Source organism: Gallalistipes aquisgranensis (genome assembly GCF_014982715.1).
Taxonomy (GTDB): Bacteria; Bacteroidota; Bacteroidia; order Bacteroidales; family Rikenellaceae; genus Gallalistipes; species Gallalistipes aquisgranensis.
In genome coordinates, this window is record NZ_JADCJY010000001.1 from 2,265,861 (window position 1) to 2,284,112 (window position 18,252).

At 64.9% G+C, this 18,252-nt stretch carries 15 protein-coding genes; 8 read left to right on the plus strand and 7 right to left on the minus strand.

Annotated elements, in window-relative coordinates:
* The first annotated feature begins 7 nt into the window (after positions 1-7).
* The 5 genes from INF32_RS09175 to INF32_RS09195 all read left to right on the plus strand — a co-directional run bounded on the left by INF32_RS09175 (position 8) and on the right by INF32_RS09195 (position 5,898).
* Positions 8-1,027 (plus strand): VWA domain-containing protein, encoded by a 1,020-nt coding sequence (locus INF32_RS09175; protein ID WP_226388035.1) that lies wholly within the window; start codon positions 8-10, stop codon positions 1,025-1,027.
* Between the two features lie 250 nt (positions 1,028-1,277).
* On the plus strand, positions 1,278-2,288 hold the full coding sequence (locus tag INF32_RS09180) for a DUF3089 domain-containing protein (protein WP_226388036.1): 1,011 nt from the start codon (positions 1,278-1,280) through the stop codon (positions 2,286-2,288).
* A gap of 86 nt (positions 2,289-2,374) precedes the next feature.
* Positions 2,375-3,388: a homoserine O-acetyltransferase family protein gene (locus INF32_RS09185; protein ID WP_226388037.1), complete on the plus strand. Its 1,014-nt coding sequence runs from the start codon at positions 2,375-2,377 to the stop codon at positions 3,386-3,388.
* A gap of 38 nt (positions 3,389-3,426) precedes the next feature.
* The gene (purD, locus tag INF32_RS09190; RefSeq protein ID WP_226388038.1) at positions 3,427-4,725 is read left to right on the plus strand and encodes a phosphoribosylamine--glycine ligase; all 1,299 of its coding nucleotides are present in this window, start codon (positions 3,427-3,429) and stop codon (positions 4,723-4,725) included.
* 66 nt (positions 4,726-4,791) lie between these two features.
* Positions 4,792-5,898 carry a hypothetical protein gene (locus INF32_RS09195; protein ID WP_226388039.1) on the plus strand — a complete coding sequence of 369 codons (1,107 nt, stop codon included), beginning with the start codon at positions 4,792-4,794 and terminating at the stop codon, positions 5,896-5,898.
* Here the strand turns inward: INF32_RS09195 and bioA are convergent.
* On the minus strand, positions 5,887-7,191 hold the full coding sequence (gene bioA, locus INF32_RS09200) for an adenosylmethionine--8-amino-7-oxononanoate transaminase (RefSeq protein ID WP_226388040.1): 1,305 nt from the start codon (positions 7,189-7,191) through the stop codon (positions 5,887-5,889). The two genes, INF32_RS09195 and bioA, sit on opposite strands and share 12 nt — an antisense overlap.
* A 541-nt stretch (positions 7,192-7,732) precedes the next feature.
* Here bioA and INF32_RS09205 point away from each other — a divergent pair.
* On the plus strand, positions 7,733-8,656 hold the full coding sequence (locus tag INF32_RS09205; RefSeq protein WP_226388041.1) for a helix-turn-helix domain-containing protein: 924 nt from the start codon (positions 7,733-7,735) through the stop codon (positions 8,654-8,656).
* Positions 8,657-9,063: 407 nt separating this feature from the next.
* Here INF32_RS09205 and terL read toward each other — a convergent pair whose 3' ends face one another.
* Positions 9,064-10,524, minus strand: coding sequence for a phage terminase large subunit (gene terL, locus INF32_RS09210; RefSeq protein WP_226388042.1), 1,461 nt, complete (start codon positions 10,522-10,524; stop codon positions 9,064-9,066).
* 172 nt (positions 10,525-10,696) lie between these two features.
* Between terL and INF32_RS09215 the strand changes: the two genes are divergently transcribed.
* Both INF32_RS09215 and ung read left to right on the plus strand, forming a co-directional pair.
* Positions 10,697-11,416: an XRE family transcriptional regulator gene (locus INF32_RS09215; protein ID WP_226388043.1), complete on the plus strand. Its 720-nt coding sequence runs from the start codon at positions 10,697-10,699 to the stop codon at positions 11,414-11,416.
* Between the two features lie 91 nt (positions 11,417-11,507).
* Positions 11,508-12,170, plus strand: coding sequence for a uracil-DNA glycosylase (gene ung / locus INF32_RS09220; RefSeq protein WP_226388044.1), 663 nt, complete (start codon positions 11,508-11,510; stop codon positions 12,168-12,170).
* 150 nt (positions 12,171-12,320) lie between these two features.
* Here the strand turns inward: ung and INF32_RS09225 are convergent, their stop codons facing one another.
* The 5 genes from INF32_RS09225 to INF32_RS09245 form a co-directional block, all read right to left on the minus strand.
* Entirely contained in the window at positions 12,321-13,820 is a 1,500-nt protein-coding gene (locus INF32_RS09225; RefSeq protein ID WP_226388045.1) for an acyloxyacyl hydrolase, read from the minus strand.
* Positions 13,821-13,839: 19 nt separating this feature from the next.
* Positions 13,840-14,811, minus strand: coding sequence for a KpsF/GutQ family sugar-phosphate isomerase (locus INF32_RS09230; protein WP_226388046.1), 972 nt, complete (start codon positions 14,809-14,811; stop codon positions 13,840-13,842).
* Positions 14,812-14,877: 66 nt separating this feature from the next.
* Positions 14,878-15,660: a 3-deoxy-8-phosphooctulonate synthase gene (gene kdsA, locus INF32_RS09235; RefSeq protein WP_226388047.1), complete on the minus strand. Its 783-nt coding sequence runs from the start codon at positions 15,658-15,660 to the stop codon at positions 14,878-14,880.
* A gap of 11 nt (positions 15,661-15,671) precedes the next feature.
* Positions 15,672-16,763: a dTDP-glucose 4,6-dehydratase gene (rfbB, locus tag INF32_RS09240; protein ID WP_226388048.1), complete on the minus strand. Its 1,092-nt coding sequence runs from the start codon at positions 16,761-16,763 to the stop codon at positions 15,672-15,674.
* A gap of 92 nt (positions 16,764-16,855) precedes the next feature.
* Positions 16,856-18,142 (minus strand): glycosyl hydrolase family 28 protein, encoded by a 1,287-nt coding sequence (locus INF32_RS09245; protein WP_226388049.1) that lies wholly within the window; start codon positions 18,140-18,142, stop codon positions 16,856-16,858.
* Between the last annotated feature and the right edge of the window lie 110 nt (positions 18,143-18,252).

Below are 18,252 nucleotides of genomic sequence, written 5' to 3' on the forward strand. Positions count from 1 at the left end.
GCACGTCATGTTCAGATTCGAATCCCCCCATATCCTCTGGCTGCTGATCCTCGTCCCGCTGCTGATCGGCGGCTACCTCTGGGCCGCCCGGCTCTACCGCCGGCGGCTGGCCCGCTTCGGCGAACCGGAGACCGTCCGCACGCTCATGCCCGACGCATCGCCCCTGCGCGTGCGCAACAAGTTCATCCTCTGTCTCGCGGCCCTCGGGCTGCTGGTCGTGGCGCTGGCCCGCCCGCAGTTCGGTTCGAAACTGCGCGAGGTGACGCGGCAGGGCATCGAGATCATGCTGGCGGTGGACGTCTCCAACAGCATGCTGGCACAGGACTTCGAGCCCAACCGGCTCGAACGCACCAAATTCGCCATCAACCGCCTGCTCGAAGGGCTCCGCCAGGACCGCGTGGGGCTGGTCGCCTTTGCCGGCGACGCCTACGTGCAGCTCCCCATCACGGCCGACTACGTGACGGCCCGCAACTTCGCCGCCCAGCTCTCGCCCACGATGGTCTCGCGGCAGGGCACGGCCATCGGCGCGGCCATCGACCTGGCCGCCAGCTCCTTCTCCTCGGGCAGCGAGGGGAGCCGGGTGCTGATCGTCATCTCGGACGGAGAGAACCACGAGGACGACGCCCTGGCCGCGGCGAAACGGGCTGCCGAGCAGGGTATCAAGATCTACACGATCGGTATCGGCACCCCCGAGGGGGCCCCGATCCAGATCGGCGGAGAATTCCTGAAGGACGACCAGGGCAACATGGTGGTCTCGAAGCTCGACGAGCCCTCGCTGGAGGAGATCGCCCTCTCCACGGGCGGTGCCTACATCCGGGCCACGAACAAGAGCATCGGGCTGGAGGAGATCATCGCCAAGATCAACCAGACCGAGAAGAAGAAGCTCACCTCCACCATCTTCGAGGAGTTCAACGAACAGTTCCAGTACCTGGTGGGGGCGGCGCTGCTCCTGCTGCTCGCCGACGTGCTGATGCTCAGCCGCCGCAACCGCATCTTCGCCCGGTTCAACATCTTCAACCGCAGCTGACCGCACCGCCGGGACCCCGGTTGCGGCCATCCTTCTGCCGATGAACCGGGAGAACCTCATCGGCCCGGCGCACCTCGCCGTCTTCGCGGGTGCGTCCGTCCCCATGCGGAGATACCGGCTCCATCCGACCCTCACCGGCTGCCCGGCCGGAACGGCCGGAACGAGCCGCGACCGACCGGAGTTGTCCGGAAAATTGTGTAATTTCGCAACGTGCGGGAACTCCACCCGGCACCGAAAACCATACACGACCATGAAGAAAGCACTCCGAACGATCCTCCTGCTGCTCCTGCCGCTGCTCGCGGCCTGCGGGAAACAGGAGGGAGGCGGGACGGTCCCCCCGGCCCCCGACTATGCCGACGCGACCTACTGGTACGAGCTCTCCGCCCCCGACCGGGCGGTGGACATCTTCTACGTCTACCCCACCGTGGGGACCGTTCCCACCGACGAACACGGCAACGTGCTCGAATACACGAACGTAGACCAGCCGCGCGAACGGGAGGCCGCCGTGGCCAATCAGCGGTTCAACCGGGAAGCCTACGCGGCCGGGCGGTTCAACTTCTTCGCCCCCTACTACCGGCAGATCACCATGGCCGTCTACGAGGCCGGACCCGAGGCGGTGGAGGCCCGGAGCGACATTCCCCGCGGAGACATCCGCCGCGCCTTCGACTACTACATGGAGCACCTCAACGGCGGACGTCCGTTCCTGCTGTTGGGCCACAGCCAGGGATCGGCCGTGCTGATCGACCTGCTCAAGCACGGCATGAGCGAGGCCCGGCGCTCCCGCATGGTGGCCGCCTACCTGATCGGCTACCAGATCACCCGGGAGGAGCTCGGACGCTATCCCGACCGCCTGCGCCCGGCCGCGGGTCCCGACGACACGGGGGTGATCGTCCTCTACAACTCGCTCACCGACCCGGCGGCCCGCTCGCCCCTGATGGACCGTTCGGCGGTCTGCATCAATCCCCTCAACTGGCGCACGGACGGCACCCCCGCCTCCCGCGCCGAGCACCGGGGCATCATCCGCTACAATCCCGGCACGGACTCCTACGACGAAGTGCCCGGCTACACGACCGGCGCCCGCATCGAGGACCATTACCTGATCTGCGACGACATCGACCCCCGCGAATGTTACGCCGAGGAGTACCGGGAGCTCTTCCCGCTGGGCAACCTCCACTTCATGGATTCGTGGCTCTATGCGGTGAACCTGCGCGAGAACATGGTCCTGCGGAGCGAAGCCTTCCTCTCGTCGGCGCAACGGTGAATCTTTTCGGAACCGCCGCGATTTTCCGGAGCGGGGAGAGCCGGATTTTTGGAAAAATTGCGTAGCTTTGCGGGAACAGAAAACCGATGCCTGTCCGCTATTTCAAATACGACAAGCCCTTCCGGCTCGAAAACGGGGAGGAACTTCCCGAACTCACCATCGCATACCACACTTTCGGAAAACCGAAAGGGGACAATACGATCTGGGTGTGCCATGCCCTGACGGCCAATTCGGACGTGGCCGACTGGTGGCCCCACTCGGTGGAGCAGGGCCGGTTTCTCGACCCGAGGCGCTATTTCGTGGTGTGCGCCAACATCATCGGCTCCCACTACGGCTCGACCGGGCCGCTGAGCGTCAATCCCGCCACGGGCCGCCCCTACTACGACACGTTCCCCTTCATCACCGTGCGCGACATGGTCGCCGCCCACCTGCTGCTGGCCGACCACCTCGGCATCCGCCGCATGCGGGCCATCGTGGGCAGTTCGATCGGAGGGTTCCAGGCGATGGAGATGGCCCTCTCGCGCCCGGGAATCGCGGAGAAACTGGTGCTGATCGCCACCGCCGCCCGCAGCCAGCCGTGGGCCATCGCCTTCAACGAATCGCAGCGCATGGCCATCGAGGCCGACGCCACCTACGGACGGCCCGAGCCCGACGCCGGGATGAAGGGCATGCGCGTGTCGCGGTCGATCGGCCTGCTGAGCTACCGGGGCTCCTCGGCCTACAACGCCACCCAGCAGGAGAACGACACGATGTACAAGGTGGCCGGTTTCCGCGCCACCACCTACCAGCAGTACCAGGGCGACAAGCTCTGCCGACGCTTCGACGCCTACTCCTACTACCGCCTCACGCAAGCGTTCGACTCCCACAACGTGGGCCGCTACCGGGGCGGCATCGAGAGCGCCCTCGGCCAGATCGCCTGCCCCACGCTGGTGGTGGGCATCTCGTCGGACATCATCTTCCCCGTATCGGAGCAGATATACCTCTACCGCCACATCCCCGGCGCCCGGCTGCACCTGATCAGCTCGCCCTTCGGGCACGACGGGTTCCTGGTGGAGCACGACAAGCTCAACGCCCTGCTCAAACCCTTTCTGGCAGACTGACCCATACAACACAACATACACACATTAAGCCATACGCAATGAAATTACCCGAATCCGTCAACGTGTTACTCCTGGGCTCCGGCGGCCGCGAACACGCGATCGCCCGCCAGATTTCGCTCAGCCCCCGCACCGCACGCCTCTACATCGCACCCGGCAACGCCGGAACCGCGGCGCTGGGTACCAACGTGGAACTCTCGCCCACCCATTTCGGCACGCTGAAACAGTTCGTCCTCACCAACAATATCAACCTGGTCATGGTAGGGCCCGAGGAGCCCCTCGTCAAGGGGATCTACGACTTTTTCCACGAAGACAGCGACATCCACCACATTCCGGTGATCGGTCCGTCGGCCGCAGGGGCCCGGCTCGAAGGGAGCAAGGATTTCGCCAAGGCCTTCATGGCCCGCCACGGCATCCCCACGGCCGCCTACCGCAGTTTCACGAAGGAGACGCTCGATGAAGGACGCCGCTTTCTGGAGACCCTGAAGGCACCCTACGTGCTCAAGGCCGACGGGCTGGCCGCCGGCAAGGGCGTGCTGATCCTCCCCTCGCTCGACGAGGCGAAGGAGGAACTGGGCCGGATGCTGGAAGGCAAGTTCGGCGCCGCGGGCAACACGGTGGTGATCGAGGAGTACCTGGACGGCATCGAGTGTTCGGTCTTCGTGGCCACCGACGGCGCCCACTACAAGATTCTCCCCGTAGCCAAGGACTACAAGCGCGTCGGAGAGGGCGACACGGGCCTCAACACGGGCGGCATGGGCGCCGTATCGCCCGTTCCGTTCGCCGACGACGTCTTCATGGAGAAGGTGCGCACGACGATCGTGGAACCCACCGTGGAGGGGCTCCGGAAAGAGAAGATCGACTATAAGGGATTCATCTTCATCGGCCTGATGAATGTGGGCGGAACGCCCTACGTCATCGAATACAACGTCCGCATGGGCGACCCGGAGACCGAGGTGGTCTTCCCGCGCATCGAATCGGACATCATGGAGCTCTTCGAGGGCATGGCCCACGGGTCGCTCGACCGCTACCGGCTGAAGATCGACCCGCGCACGGCCACGACCGTGGTCTGCGTCTCGGGCGGCTATCCGGGCGACTACACGAAGGGATTCGCCATCGAGGGGCTCGACACGCCCTGCGAGAGCATCGTCTACCACGCCGGCACCGCCGTCAAAGGGGGGAAAACCGTCACCGCGGGCGGGCGCGTGCTGGCCGTCACCTCGCTGGGAGACAGCATCGCCGAGGCACTGGAAAAGAGCTACCGCACCATCTCCGGCATCCGCTACGAGGGTCTCTACCGCCGGGGCGACATCGGGCAGGACCTGATGAAACTGGAATAACCGGACCGCCCGGCAGGCCGGGTGTCCGCGCGGGTGCCGCCCGCCGAACCGCCAACAGGAAACACCATGCAACTCGACATCGTCCGCCAACCGCTTTCGCTCACCCTGCTGCTGCTCGCCCTGCTGCTGGCCCTCTTCTGGGGCAGCGGGGATGCCGGGCCGGCAGGAGTGCGGGAACGGCAGGCCCTTCCTGCGGCCGTGATGCGGGAAGCGGCGGGTCCGGCGGACCGGGCGGAGGGCAGAGCGGAGAAGAACGGAACGGGGGCCGGAGAGGATACCGCCACGCGGGCTGCGGCCCGTGCCATGCCGCTGGAGGCGCTGCTCGTGCCGGGGAGCGTCCCGCCCGGATTTCCCTACCGGCTCGGGACGGCCGCCCTGCTCTTTCTGGCGGCGCTGCTGGTCACGCGCATCGTCACCCGCAACATGGTGCTGGTGGTACGCACCTATCTGCCGGCGCTCTTCTTCGCCGTCGTCGCCTCGGGATTCTACCGTTCGGACAACGGAGCGGCCTCGGCCGTGGCCGCGCTGCTGCTCATCGCGGGTTCCGACCGGCTGATCGCGGGATTCCGGCGCAAGGCGAGTTTCGATCCGCTCTTCCGGGGAGCCTTCCTGCTGGGCACCGCCCCGCTGGTCGCCGCGCCCGCCGTGCTCTTCTTTCCGGCGGTGCCCGTGGCGGTCGTCCTCTTCCGGCGCAACGGACACGAGGCGGCTGTCGCCCTCATCGGGTACGTGCTGCCCCTGCTGGTCTGCTCCTATGTCTATTGGGGGATGGGGTATCCGTTCGGCCACGTGGGGGAAATGCTCGCCGGGGCGCTCACGACACCGGCCGTCCCCGACATGCTGACGCTGCGGGCCGGGCTCTGGCGCATGGCGCTCGCGGCCCTGCTTCTGCTGCTCACCGTCCTCTCCATCGTCTCCTTCGCGGGCCATGCGGCGCAGATGCGGACGCGCGCCCGCCGCATTTTCCTCTATTTCATCTATATGCTGGTCCCCGGAGCGGGACTTTTCCTGCTGCCGGGCCGCTCGCCGGAGATGTTCGCCCTGCTGGCCGTGCCGCTGGCGGTCATCGCCCCCAACTTCTTCGTGCGGCATACGGGAGCACTGCCCGCCCTGCTCTACCTGTCGTTGCTGCTCTGTGCAGCGGCCGTCCGCTTCCTGCCGTCACCCTTCTGATCCGGACTCCGCAGACACCACGTCCACCAGCGCGGAGGTCAGCCGGGCCAGTTCGTCGTCCGTGATAATATAGGGAGGCATCACATAGACCAGCCGTCCGAAGGGACGCACCCACACGCCGCGCTCCACGAACCGCCGCTGCATGGAGGCCATCTCCACGGGCCGCCGCATCTCGACCACGCCGATCGCCCCCAGCACCCGCACGTCGGCCACGCCCGGCAGTCCGGAAGCCGGGGCCAGTCCCCGCCGCAGGCCCTGCTCGATCTGCGCGATCCGCTCCAGGGGCGGATGTTCCGCGAGCAGTTCCAGCGAGGCGTTCGCCACGGCGCAGGCGAGCGGATTTCCCATGAAGGTGGGCCCGTGCATGAATTCGGCCGGATCGCCCGAAGAGATGGTGTCGGCCACCCCGCCCGTGGCCAGTACGGCCGCGAAACTCATGTAGCCGCCCGTGATCGCCTTGCCCACGCAGAGGATGTCGGGCGTGATGCCGGCCCACTCCGAGGCGAACATGCGGCCCGTGCGCCCGAATCCGGTGGCGATCTCGTCGGCGATGAGCAGCATGCCCAGCTCCGAGCACTTCTCCCGCAGCCGCCTGAGGTAGTCCGGATGGTAGAACCACATGCCGCCGGCCCCCTGCACCACGGGTTCGAGAATGACGGCCGCGATACGGTCGCGGTGCTCTTCGAGCAGGGCCGCCATCGGTGCGAAATCGGCCTCGTCCCACTCACCGCCGAAACGGACGGAGGGACGCGGAGCGAAGAACTGGATCGGCAGCCGCCCCGTGTAGAGCGAGTGCATGCCCCCGACCGGGTCGCAGACCGACATGGCGTGCCACGTGTCGCCGTGGTAACCGCCCCGGATCGTGGCGATGCGGTTGCGGCCCCCTTCGCCCCGGGCGTGCATGTACTGGAGCGCCATCTTCACGGCCACCTCCACGGCCACCGATCCCGAGTCGCAGAAGAAGACCCGGTCGAGTCCCTCCGGGGTCATGGCCACCAGCCGCCGGGCCAGCTCCACGGCCGGGGCGTGGGTGAGGCCGCCGAACATGACGTGGGCCATCCGCTCCGACTGCTCCCGCAGGGCGCGGTTGAGTACAGGATGGTTGTAGCCGTGCACGGCGCACCACCACGACGACATGCCGTCGATCAGGCGCCGGCCGTCCTCGAGTTCGAGCCAGACGCCCCGGGCGGAGACCACGGGATAGACCGGCAGGGGCCGGATCATGGAGGTATAGGGGTGCCAGATGTGGTCGCGGTCGAACGCCGTGTCGACACGCTGCTGTTTCGGGTCCATTCGCATCGTATTTAACGGGACAAAGATAACATTTCCCCGCCGAAACGGATCGCCCGGAGCCGCACAATATCGCATGCGGCCGGCCGGAAAGAGGGCGGACACCGGGGATCCCTCTCCGCCGCGGTCCGCGGGACACGGACGGAAGCCCCGGAAGATGAACGGGGAGGCCGCGATACCGCCGCATACAGACGGCGGAGATGACCGGAAAAAAACGGGAAGCTGGCACGAAGATTGTTCGGGTTCATTCGTAGCACATCCGTTCCGCACGGGGCGTCATTTCGTGCCGGAATAGATAATATTGTATTTTTTACAATAAAATATTGTATCGTACGTATATTAAATTGCATGCCGATTGCATTTCGTTTTTCAGACAAATCACTAATATACAACATACTACGACAATAAAGAGAAATTACATTGTAAAAATCTTGCAAAAACTATTGCTTTAATGAATTAATATTGTACATTTGTGTCAGGAGCATTCAATAATTCATCAAATATTCTATTCTCTATTATTATTCACAATTAAAAATCCAACATTATGACCAACCGTTTTCCGACTCCGACCCAACAACCGATGATCGTGAAGTATGTACAACCCTACCGCAACGGCATCCAGTCCCACAACCTCTCCCGCCACGGCATCGGCTACGTACTGCGCGGCAAAAAGTACATCTACTACGGCGACGTCCGCCACGAAGTGAACCGCGGCGACCTCTTCTACCTGAGCACCGGCCATCACTACACCGAAGACATCCCGGAAAACGGAAAGCCTTTCGAACAGATCACCTTCTACTATACGCCCGAACAGTTGGGCCGCATCCTCACCCAGCTGAGCATGAACTACCAGCTCAACATCACCAACGACCACAGCTGCGAGAACTGCCGCGAACAGAGCCACGTGATCTATCCGGCATGGAGCACCGTCCGCAACTTCTTCTCGACGATCAACCAGTACATCAAGGACGACCTGTTCACCCAGGACGAAACGGCCGAAACGCTCAAAATGACCGAACTGATGTACCTGATCCTCACACAGAACGACTGCTGCCTCAAGAGCAAGGTGCTCGGCAACATCGACCAGATGAAGGAGAACTTCGAGCAGACGATCCACCAGAACATATTCAACGACGTGTCGATCGACGAACTGGCCCAGATGTGCAACCGCAGCCTCACCTCGTTCAAGAAGGAGTTCAAGAAGCACTTTTTCGAACCGCCCCACAAATGGTTCATCAAACAGCGGCTCATGCACTCGCGCCTGCTGCTGATCTCCACCAACAAGTCCATTTCGGAGATCGGAATCGAATGCAATTTCCCGAACACCTCCCATTTCATCAAGCTCTTCAAGAAGGAGTACGGCCTCACGCCGGCCACCTACCGCGGCCGCCACAGCGAGGGAAACGCTCCTGCGGGATACCCCGCCACGGCAGGAAACACCAGCCGTGAGGTATTCCAGAGCGCATAACCCCACCCATCGGAAACACCAATTTTACCCTGAGAAACCGGACGTCGGTCTGTCTTCATCGTTTTTCGAAACAGGAGACGCAATAACGATCCAATTATCCATGCAACAAGCTATCGAATATTCTATTTAATAACGTATGACCAACCTTTTTTCCTAAAATCGTAAAATAAGGGATATTCCGGCGTCCGGTTTTTTTTAAAAAGAGCTTCATATTCCCCTCTCCGCCGTCGGCGGAAAGAATAAATTTCAAAAAGTCGCAGATTTACTGCGACTTTTTTTTGTTAATTGAAAATAAACCCTAACTTTGTATATGGAAGTCTGGGGGAATGCTCCCCAAACCTCTACTAACCAATGCTAACCTAACCTGATAAAATGGGGAAACGAGTTTCTCCATTTTATTTTTGTCCCTACCGGAGGAACCCCACGGCCTGGAGCCGCGCCCGGTGGGGCTGCACCGTCTCCCGCTCCACGATTCCGGTCAGTACGTCGGGCGCGTCGTGCCAGCGGTTGGCCCGGAAGCTGCGTCGGTAGGTGGTCAGGTGGCGGGCGAACAGGGGCCAGCGGCGCTCCCAGTCGGCGGGCATGCGGATCTGGCGCAGCACGGTGGAGGAGTTGGAGAGGATGCGGGCCTCCTTGTTGGCACTCTGACAGAACCACTCCACCCGGGCCAGCGTCGCCAGGCGCGCCACGGAACGGGCGAATCCCCGGCCGCCGTTGTTGCTCTCGACGCGGGCCAGGCGCGTCTGTTCCCGCCCCAGCATGTCGGCCACCAGCTGTTCGGTCACCTCCATCCGCTCGCGGGAGTAGACCACATCCGTCACATAGATCGCCCCCGTGCGGTCCACCGCGTAGCAGACCGAGCAGAGAAAGTCGTCGCCCGTGTCGGCCGTGTCGGTGTAGTTGGCCCGGGCCACCACGTCGGAGTCGGGGGGCAGGCGGTCGTAGAGGAGGAAATTCCCTCCGTAGAGCAGTCCCTCCCGGGAGCAGGGACGCCCCTGGTAGAGCGCCTCGAAACGCCACGGATCGAGACGGGCCTTCTCCTGCAGCAGACGGACGCTGTGCCGCTGCGGCCAGAGGGCTTCGCCCGGGGTGCGGGGATCGACCTCGGTGGGTCCGCCCTCCTTGAGCGCCTCGAAGTGGAGCGCCAGCCATCCCTCGCGCGGCTCCCCGAGCTGTGCCCAGCGGGTGAGGCGTTCGACCGGTTCGCGGGCCCCGATCCGGCCGATCAGGTCCTCCTCGTGCCAGCGGGTGAAGACCAGCAGTTCGGAAGAGTCGTTGTGCAGGCGGGTCTTCACCACGGAGGTGTACCACTCCCAGCAGTTCTCGCGGATGAGGGGCGAATCGGCCTCCATCGCGTCGCGGTAGAGATCGTCCAGTATGAACGTGTCCACCCGGTTTCCGGTGAGAGCCCCCTCCCGGCCCACGGCGAAGAGTTCTCCCTGGTGGCCGACCACCTCCGTCCGTTCGCCCGTGCGGACGAAACCCGTACTCTCCTGCGGAGGAAGGCCGGGCGAACCCTTGATGAGGGTGTCCGGGAAAAAGGCACGGTAGGCGGGCGAGAGGATCGTCCTCTGCACCCGGCGGTTGAAACGCATGGCCAGCGACGCGGCATAGGAGGCGACCGTGATCCGGCGGTCGGGATCGAGGCCCAGCAGGTAGGCCGGAAGCAGTTCGCACGCGCCCAGCGACTTGCCGTGCTGCGGAGGCACGGTGACGATGAGCCGCCGCACGCCTCCCCGGGCGAAAGCCTCCAGCACGCGGTAGTAGGCTTCGTGGAAGGGCGTCAGCTCCAGCATGGGGAAAAGGGCCCGGGCGAACCGGACGAACTCCGGGCCGGCGGCGGGCCCTGCCGATCTCTTTTTAGTCATGGTCTTCACTGCTGCGGAATGCCGCGGAGCACGGGTTTCTCCCGCACCTTCCGGACGGCCGCCCCAAAAATAGGCCGGCAGGGGGGATTCCCTTTTCCATAAATGCGGACCCCGCTGTTGCCGGGTCAATTTTTTATCGTTATCTTTGTCTCTATCCAACCGTTGAACCGACATGAAAGAGAAAGTCAACGACCGGCTGAAACGTTTCCGCAAGGAGCTGCATCTGACCCAGGAGTCGGTGGCCGCCCGGCTGGGCATCGGCAAGAGCGCCCTGTCGATGGTAGAAAACGGGCATGCCGCCCTGTCGGCCCGCAACCGCGACCTGCTGATCCGCGCCTACGGCCTCAACCCCGCCTGGCTGGACGAGGGGACGGAGCCGATGCTGGCCGGTGTGCCCGGAGAGGGGGCTGCCGAAGGGAACGGGGCGGCGTCTCCGGCCCCCCTGCCCGTACCGGAAGGAGGAGCCCGCCACCGGCAGGTCATCCCGCTGCGCGAAACGGTCACGGCGGGCGGCCTTTCGCCCCTGCTGGAGCGTCCGGAGGAGTTCGCCCCGGAGGAGTACCTGCAAATCCCGGGGCTCTCCCGCTGCGACGGGGCCGTACGGATACACGACGACGGGATGGCCCCCCTGCTCAGGCGGGGCGACCTGGCGCTGTACCGGGCCGCCGACCCGGAGGGGGAACCCTTCTGGGGCGACATGTATCTGGTGGGGGTGGAGATCGGGGGCGAGGAGACGGTCGCGGTGCGCTACCTGCGTCCCGGCAGGCGGGAGGGATTCCTCGAACTGCGGGGCGCCGACCCTTCGCTTCCGGGACGGGAGGTGGAACGGAAGCGTATCCGGGCGCTGGCCCGGGTGGTGGCTACCCTGCGCATCGGCGGGGGAGGTCTCTGAGAGAAGGATTTTCCGCGGGAAAGGAGGACAATGAACCGGCAAATTCCTATCTTTGGCAGAAACAACTACGTACGAACCCAAATCACAGGCTATGGAGGTAAAGATATCCGCCGACTGGAAAGAGCTGCTGGCCCCCGAATTCGAGGAGCCCTATTTCGCGCAGCTGGTCGACTTCGTCAAAAAGGAGTACTTCACGCGCACCGTCTACCCGAAGGGCCGGGACATCTTCCGGGCCTTCGACAAGTGCGGTTTCGACAACCTGAAGGTGGTCATCATCGGACAGGACCCCTACCACGGACCCGGACAGGCCAACGGGCTCTGCTTCTCGGTGAACGACGGGGTACCCTTTCCGCCCTCGCTGCAGAACATCTTCAAGGAGGTGCAGGACGACACGGGAGCTCCCCAGCCCGCCAGCGGCAACCTCGACCGCTGGGCCGAACAGGGCGTGCTGTTGCTCAACGCGGTGCTGACCGTGCGGGCCCACGAGGCGGCATCCCACGCGGGCGCGGGATGGGAACGGTTCACGGACGCCGTGGTGCGTACGATCGCCGAACGCAAGAGCCACGTGGTCTACATGCTTTGGGGCTCCTATGCCCAGCGCAAGGGGGCGATCGTCGATCCCACGCGCAACTGCATCCTCAAGAGCGTGCATCCCTCGCCCCTGTCGGTCTACCGGGGATTCTTCGGCTGCCGCCACTTCTCGCAGGCCAACGAATACCTCGTCCGCACGGGACAGGAACCGATCCGCTGGTAGCCTCGGAGAACCTCACACGCGGCCTCCGGTCCGGCCGGGAAGCCCGGAAGATCCCTCCGGCGGACGAGGTATCCGGCCACATTCCGCCGAACAGCCCCGTGCGGTTCCGCGCGAGGGCGCACCCCGCCGGAAGTGCCGCGGCGGGAACGGTCAGCGCAGGCGGGGATAGCGGTTGTGGAGACGGAACCCGACGCCGAGCATCAGGAAATTGGGGTCCTGGAAGTTCTGGAGGCTGTACCCGATGTGCAGATAGGTGCTCCGGGTCGTGTTGATCTTCAGGTAAAGCATCTGGTAGAGGGCGTCGAGATCGCCCTGGCCGTGGAGCACGTTGGACCCGATGCCGAGCCCCACCGTGCAGTAGGGCATCACGTACTCGGCCCGGCCCGAGAGCCCCAGCGCCAGCTGCCGCGACGCCTCCGGCCGCCGGAAGACGAGGTCGGGCGTCTCGCCGACCGCCACGAGCTGATCTTCGAGGTAGACATTGGCGCTGGTGTCGTAGACACCGTCCAGCGAGATGCCCAGCCGCAGTTTATAGCTGAGGTTGTACATCGGCGAGAAGTTGAATCCCACCACGGGATAGGCCTTGGGCGAAGCGATCTGGCCCTCGCCGTAGTAGTCCACCCCTTTGCGCCGCCAGGAGCCGAACACCGTGAGGTCGTAGCTGACATGCCGGGGAAAGGGGTGTTCCGTGCGCGGACGGGAGAGCCGGGACACGAAGCGCTCCCGGCGGTTGAACCAGGCGGTGAGCCCCGTTTTGAGCCCCACGGTGTTCAGCCCCGCGTTGGGCACCCAGGTATTGCCGTTGGAGAAATGGGTCATGTCGAGGCCCGCATTGAGGTCGAGCAGGCGCGAGAGCCTCCAGCTGAAATAGACGTTCACGTCGATGTAGGCGTTCATCTCCGACCCCATCATCTTGTTGTTCGGATTGTACTCCCGGTCGTAGGACTTCCACCCGGTCGAAAGGCCGAAATTCCACTCGTAGTTGAGCGTGAGCCACGGGGCGACGCGGGCGATGCGGGCCCCCTGGAACAGATAGAGGGCGAGCGGCGAACCGATCTCCTCCCGGTCGGGGAACAGGTAGCCGGAGAGGCCGACCCCCTGGTAGACCCCGCCGTAAATCCGGTCGGTCTGCGACCCGGGGCGGAACCCGAAGGCATAACGCAGATGGAAAGAGGCGGAGTAGCGGATCGGCTGGCGGTAGAGGTTGTCGCCACGCAGGAAATCGTTGGTAGGCAGGATGTAGCTCGGACGGTACTCCACCCCGAGGCCGTGCACCAGCCGGCGGCGCGGACGGGAAACAGGCTCCTCCTCCACCGGTGCGGAATGCGGGGAAACGGCGGCGGAAGCGCTCCGGGGCGGGATCCCCGTCCGCGCGGAAGAACGCGTGAGAAGCCCCCGGCCGAAAGTTCCGGAGAGGAAAAAGGCACGCGGCCCGGCGGCACGGAACACCGTGCGGGAAGAGTCGGCCTCCGGGCAGGTTCCGCCGGGCCCGGCACAAAGGAAGAGCGGAAAGGCCAGCATCCCTGCCGCGAAAAGGGCCGCCGTCCGGCTCCGGATGCCGTTCCCGCGCGCAGAGCCGCTGTCGGCAGCGTCCCTCCGGGCCTTTCTTTCCGTATGCTTGTCTCCGCAGCCGCGTCCGGGTGTCGTCATCGCTTCTCTCTCCCTGCGGTTAAAAGTTCACGTGCGTGTTGTCGCTCATCAGATCGTAGAGCTCGACGATACCCGTCAGGCGGCCCTCCCCGTCGGTCACCAGCAGGGAGTGGATCTTGAACCGGCGCATGATCTCCTCGGCCTCCGTGATGCGGGCGCTCTGGAGGATCATCTTGGGCGTGCGGGTCATCACCTCCTCCACGCGGATCTCGAAGAAGCGGCTACGGTACTTCTGCATGGCACGCCGCACGTCGCCGTCGGTCACCAGTCCGCAGATGCGGTCGCCCTCCATGATGGCCGCCACGCCGAGGCGGGCGTTGCTGATCTCGATAATCACGTCGCTCAGCAGCATCTGGGGCGGCACGCAGGGCAGGTTGTCGCGCCGCATCACGTCGCCCACGCGGGTGAGCAGCTTGCGGCCCAGGCTCCCGCCGGGGTGGAAACGGGCGAAATCCTCCGCCTTGAAACCCCGCTCGTGCATCAGCGCCATCGCCAGCGCGTCGCCCATCACCAGGGCCGCCGTCGTCGAAGAGGTGGGAGCCAGCGAGAGCGGACAGGCCTCCTCGGCCACGCTCACGTCGAGGTGGAAACGGGAGTGGCGGGCCAGCGTCGAACCCGAGCTTCCGGTCATCGAGATCACGATGTTGCCGTTGTCCTCCAGAAAGGGGATCAGTTTCAGGATTTCGTCGGTCTGTCCCGAATTGGAGATGGCCAGCACCACGTCCTGCGGGGAGATCATCCCCAGGTCGCCGTGGTAGGCCTCGCCGGGGTGCATGAAGAAGGAGGGGGTGCCCGTGCTGGCGAGCGTGGCGGCGATCTTCGAGCCGATCAGACCCGACTTGCCCATACCCGTCACGATCAGCTTCCCGCGACAGGCGAGCACGGCCCGCACGGCGCCCTCGAAATCGCCGGTCAGCTTCGAGGCCAGCGCCCCGACCGCCTCCGACTCCACCCGGAACGTATGCCGGGCTATATCCGTAATCGTACTCATATCTTTCGTTTCGGGCGGAACGGCCTCAGACCGTCCCGCACTGGTTTACCGTCGTTCGCACGCCCGCTACAACAGCGAGCGGATCACCCCTTCGAGCTGCTGGAGGGGCAGCATGTTGGGACCGTCGCTCAGGGCCCGGTCGGGATCGGGATGCACCTCGAAAAAGTAGCCGTTCGCCCCGAACGCCCGGGCGGCCAGCGCCATGGCCGGCACGAACTGCCGGTCGCCCCCCGTGGCCCCGCCCGCCGAACCGGGGCGCTGCACGGAATGGGTGCAGTCCATAATCACGCGCGGGGTGAACGCGGCCATGTCCGCCAGGTTGCGGAAATCGACCACCAGATTGTTGTATCCGTACACGTTGCCCCGCTCCGTAAGCCATACGCGGTCGTTGCCCGATTCGCGCACCTTCTCCACCGGGTAGCGCATGTCGGCGCCCGAGAGGAACTGGGCCTTCTTGACGTTGACCACCCGGCCCGTGCGCGCGGCCGCCACGAGCAGATCGGTCTGCCGGCAGAGGAAGGCGGGTATCTGGAGAATGTCCACCGCCTCGGCGGCGGGGGCGGCCTGTCCCGGCTCGTGGATGTCGGTGGTCAGCGGCAGGCCGTACCTTTCGCCGACGTCGGCGAGCATCCGCAGCCCCCTTTCGAGCCCCGGCCCCCGGAAGGAGGCGAGCGAGGTGCGGTTGGCCTTGTCGAACGAGGCCTTGAAGACGATCTGTACGCCCAATCCGTCGCGCAGGCGCACCAGTTCGCGGGCCACCTCGTCGAGCAGCTCCGCACTCTCTATCACGCAGGGCCCGGCGATGAAGAGCGGCCGGGCGGGATCGAATTCCGTGGTTCCGATTGCCATATCTTGTTTTTTCACTGTCTGTCGGTATCGCCGCGCGTGCCGTACATCGCCGCGTAATAGTCCCGGTAGGCACCGCTGGTCACGCGGTCGAGCCACTCCCGGTTGTCGAGGTACCAGCGCACGGTGCGCTCGACGCCCTCCCCGAAACCGAGCGAGGGCCTCCAGCCCAGTTCGTTCTCCAGCCGCGAGGAGTCGATCGCATAGCGCAGGTCGTGGCCCGCCCGGTCGGCCACGTAGGTCACCAGCCCGTCCGAAGCGCCCTCCGGACGGCCCAGCAGACGGTCGGCGGTGCGGATCACCTGCCGGACGACGTCGATGTTGCGCCGTTCGTCGAACCCTCCGATGTTGTAGGTCTCCCCCGGCCGGCCCCGGTGGAACAGCAGGTCGATGGCCCGCGCGTGGTCCTCCACGTAGAGCCAGTCGCGCACGTTCTCGCCCCGGCCGTAGACCGGAATCGGCCGGCCGAGGCACACATTGTTGATGCAGAGGGGGATCAGTTTCTCCGGGAACTGGTTCGGACCGTAGTTGTTCGAACAGTTGGAGACGATCGCAGGCAGGCCGTAGGTGTTGGCATAGGCCCGCACGAAGTGGTCGCCCGCCGCCTTGGAGGCGGAATAGGGACTGCGCGGATCGTAGGGCGAACGCTCGGTGAAGAGGCCCTCGCGGCCCAGCGAGCCGTAGACCTCATCGGTGGAGACATGGTAGAAGAGCCTGCCCGAGGGGTCTCTCCCCTCCCCCGTCCACGCTTCGCGCGCGGCCTGGAGCAGGGAAAGGGTGCCCAGCACGTTGGTGCGGGCGAAGGTGAAGGGGTCGCGGATGCTGCGGTCCACGTGGCTCTCGGCGGCCAGGTGGATCACCCCGTCGAAGTCGTGCCGGGCGAACAGCTCCCGCAGCAGCTCCGTGTCGCAAACGTCGCCCCTGACGAAACGGTAGTTGGGAGCCGCCTCCACGTCGCGCAGGTTCTCGAGGTTGCCCGCGTAGGTCAGCTTGTCGAGGTTCCAGACCGTACAGTCCGGATAGCTCCGCACGAAGAGCCGCACCACGTGCGACCCGATGAAACCGGCACCGCCGGTAATCAGTATATTACGCCGTTTTGTCCCCATAGCCCGCAAACAGGATTTCATTCCGCCGCTAAAGGTAAGCATTTTTCACGGAATAATCCCCTTCCGGACAGGGAAAGCGTCGGCAGGGCCCGTCACGGCTCCACCGTCACCTGCGCGTTCTCGATCCGGAACAGGGGGTCGTCCGCCGAGGAGACCGGGCGGCCCAGGTAGCGGAATTCCCGGAAAACCACGTCCCGGATCGCTCCGGAGCCGCCGCCCCGGATCACCACGGGGACCTCCCGGCCCCTCAGGTAACTCACCTGCTCGAAGCGGACGTTCTCCACCGAACCGCCTCCGCTCCCCCATTTCCCGGCGGGGATGAGCTCGATCCAGACGAGGTTCTCCTCGACCGATTCGATGCGGATGTCGCGGTAGAGCACGTCCGAAACGGCCGCGTTGCCGATGTGGTGGATCGAGAGGGCCGCCCGCTTGAAGAGGTGGTCGGCGGTTCCCTTGCGGATGATGTCGATATTCTCGAAACGGATGCGCCGCACCCACTCGGCGTCGAGCTCCCAGCCGATTTCGAGCGCGTTGCCCTGCCGGCCGCTCCAGAAGGTGGAGTTGCGCACGACGATGTTCTCCGCGTTGCCCGAGAAACCGAACTTCCTGGTCTTGATCGAGATGCAGTCGTCCTCGTTGCGGATGAAGATGTCGTCGACCAGCACGTCCGATGTGGCCAGCAGGTCGATCCCGTCCGAAAAGACCTGCGAGGAGAGCACCTTGAGGTTGCGCAGGGTGACGCCGCGGCACTCGAAAAAGGAGTTCGACCAGCCGTTGCGGCTCAGCACCACGGGACCGTCGATCTCGACGCCTTCGCAGCGTTCGAAACGGGTGCCGCGTTTCGTACCGCGGCCGTCGATCACGCCGTAGCCGAGAATCCGGACGTTCGTGGCCCCCTTGCCGTAGATGCAGCCCCGGAGCACGGCCCCCTCCTCCAGGAAAAAGGTCCTGTCGCGGCCCGTCACCACACGGGTGCCGATCTCGTGCACACCCGGGCCGAACCGGACGGCATCCGCCGGCAGGCGCCTCCACTCCTTCGGGGCGGGCGGATCGGCGAACAGGTAAACGGGACGGGAGGGATCGTCGTTGAAGGTGACGGCGATCTTGCAGGGGGTGACCCCCAGCAGGCGCAGGCGCCCCTCCTCCACGCGGCAGGCGATGTTCCGCGAAACGGGGCGGATGTCCACCCCGCGGATCGCCCCGCCGCGGGCGTCGAGCACGATGTCGGTGGGACCGTCGAGCGTGAGGCGGATGAAGTCGCCCACCTCCGTGGTGTCGGCCCGGAAGTCGGTGCCTTCCCGGAGCGTCTTCACGCCCCGGGCGCCGAGCGTCCCGCAGAGGAGGAGCGAAACGGCGGCAAGCAAAAGGGTTCTTTTCATGGGCAATATACGGTTATAGCGGCAAAGATAGCGCATCGCCGCACACCGCAGGAGGCAATATCGACCGCAAAAGAGCATAAGATCGTCCGGAGGGGGGGGGGGATTCTCCG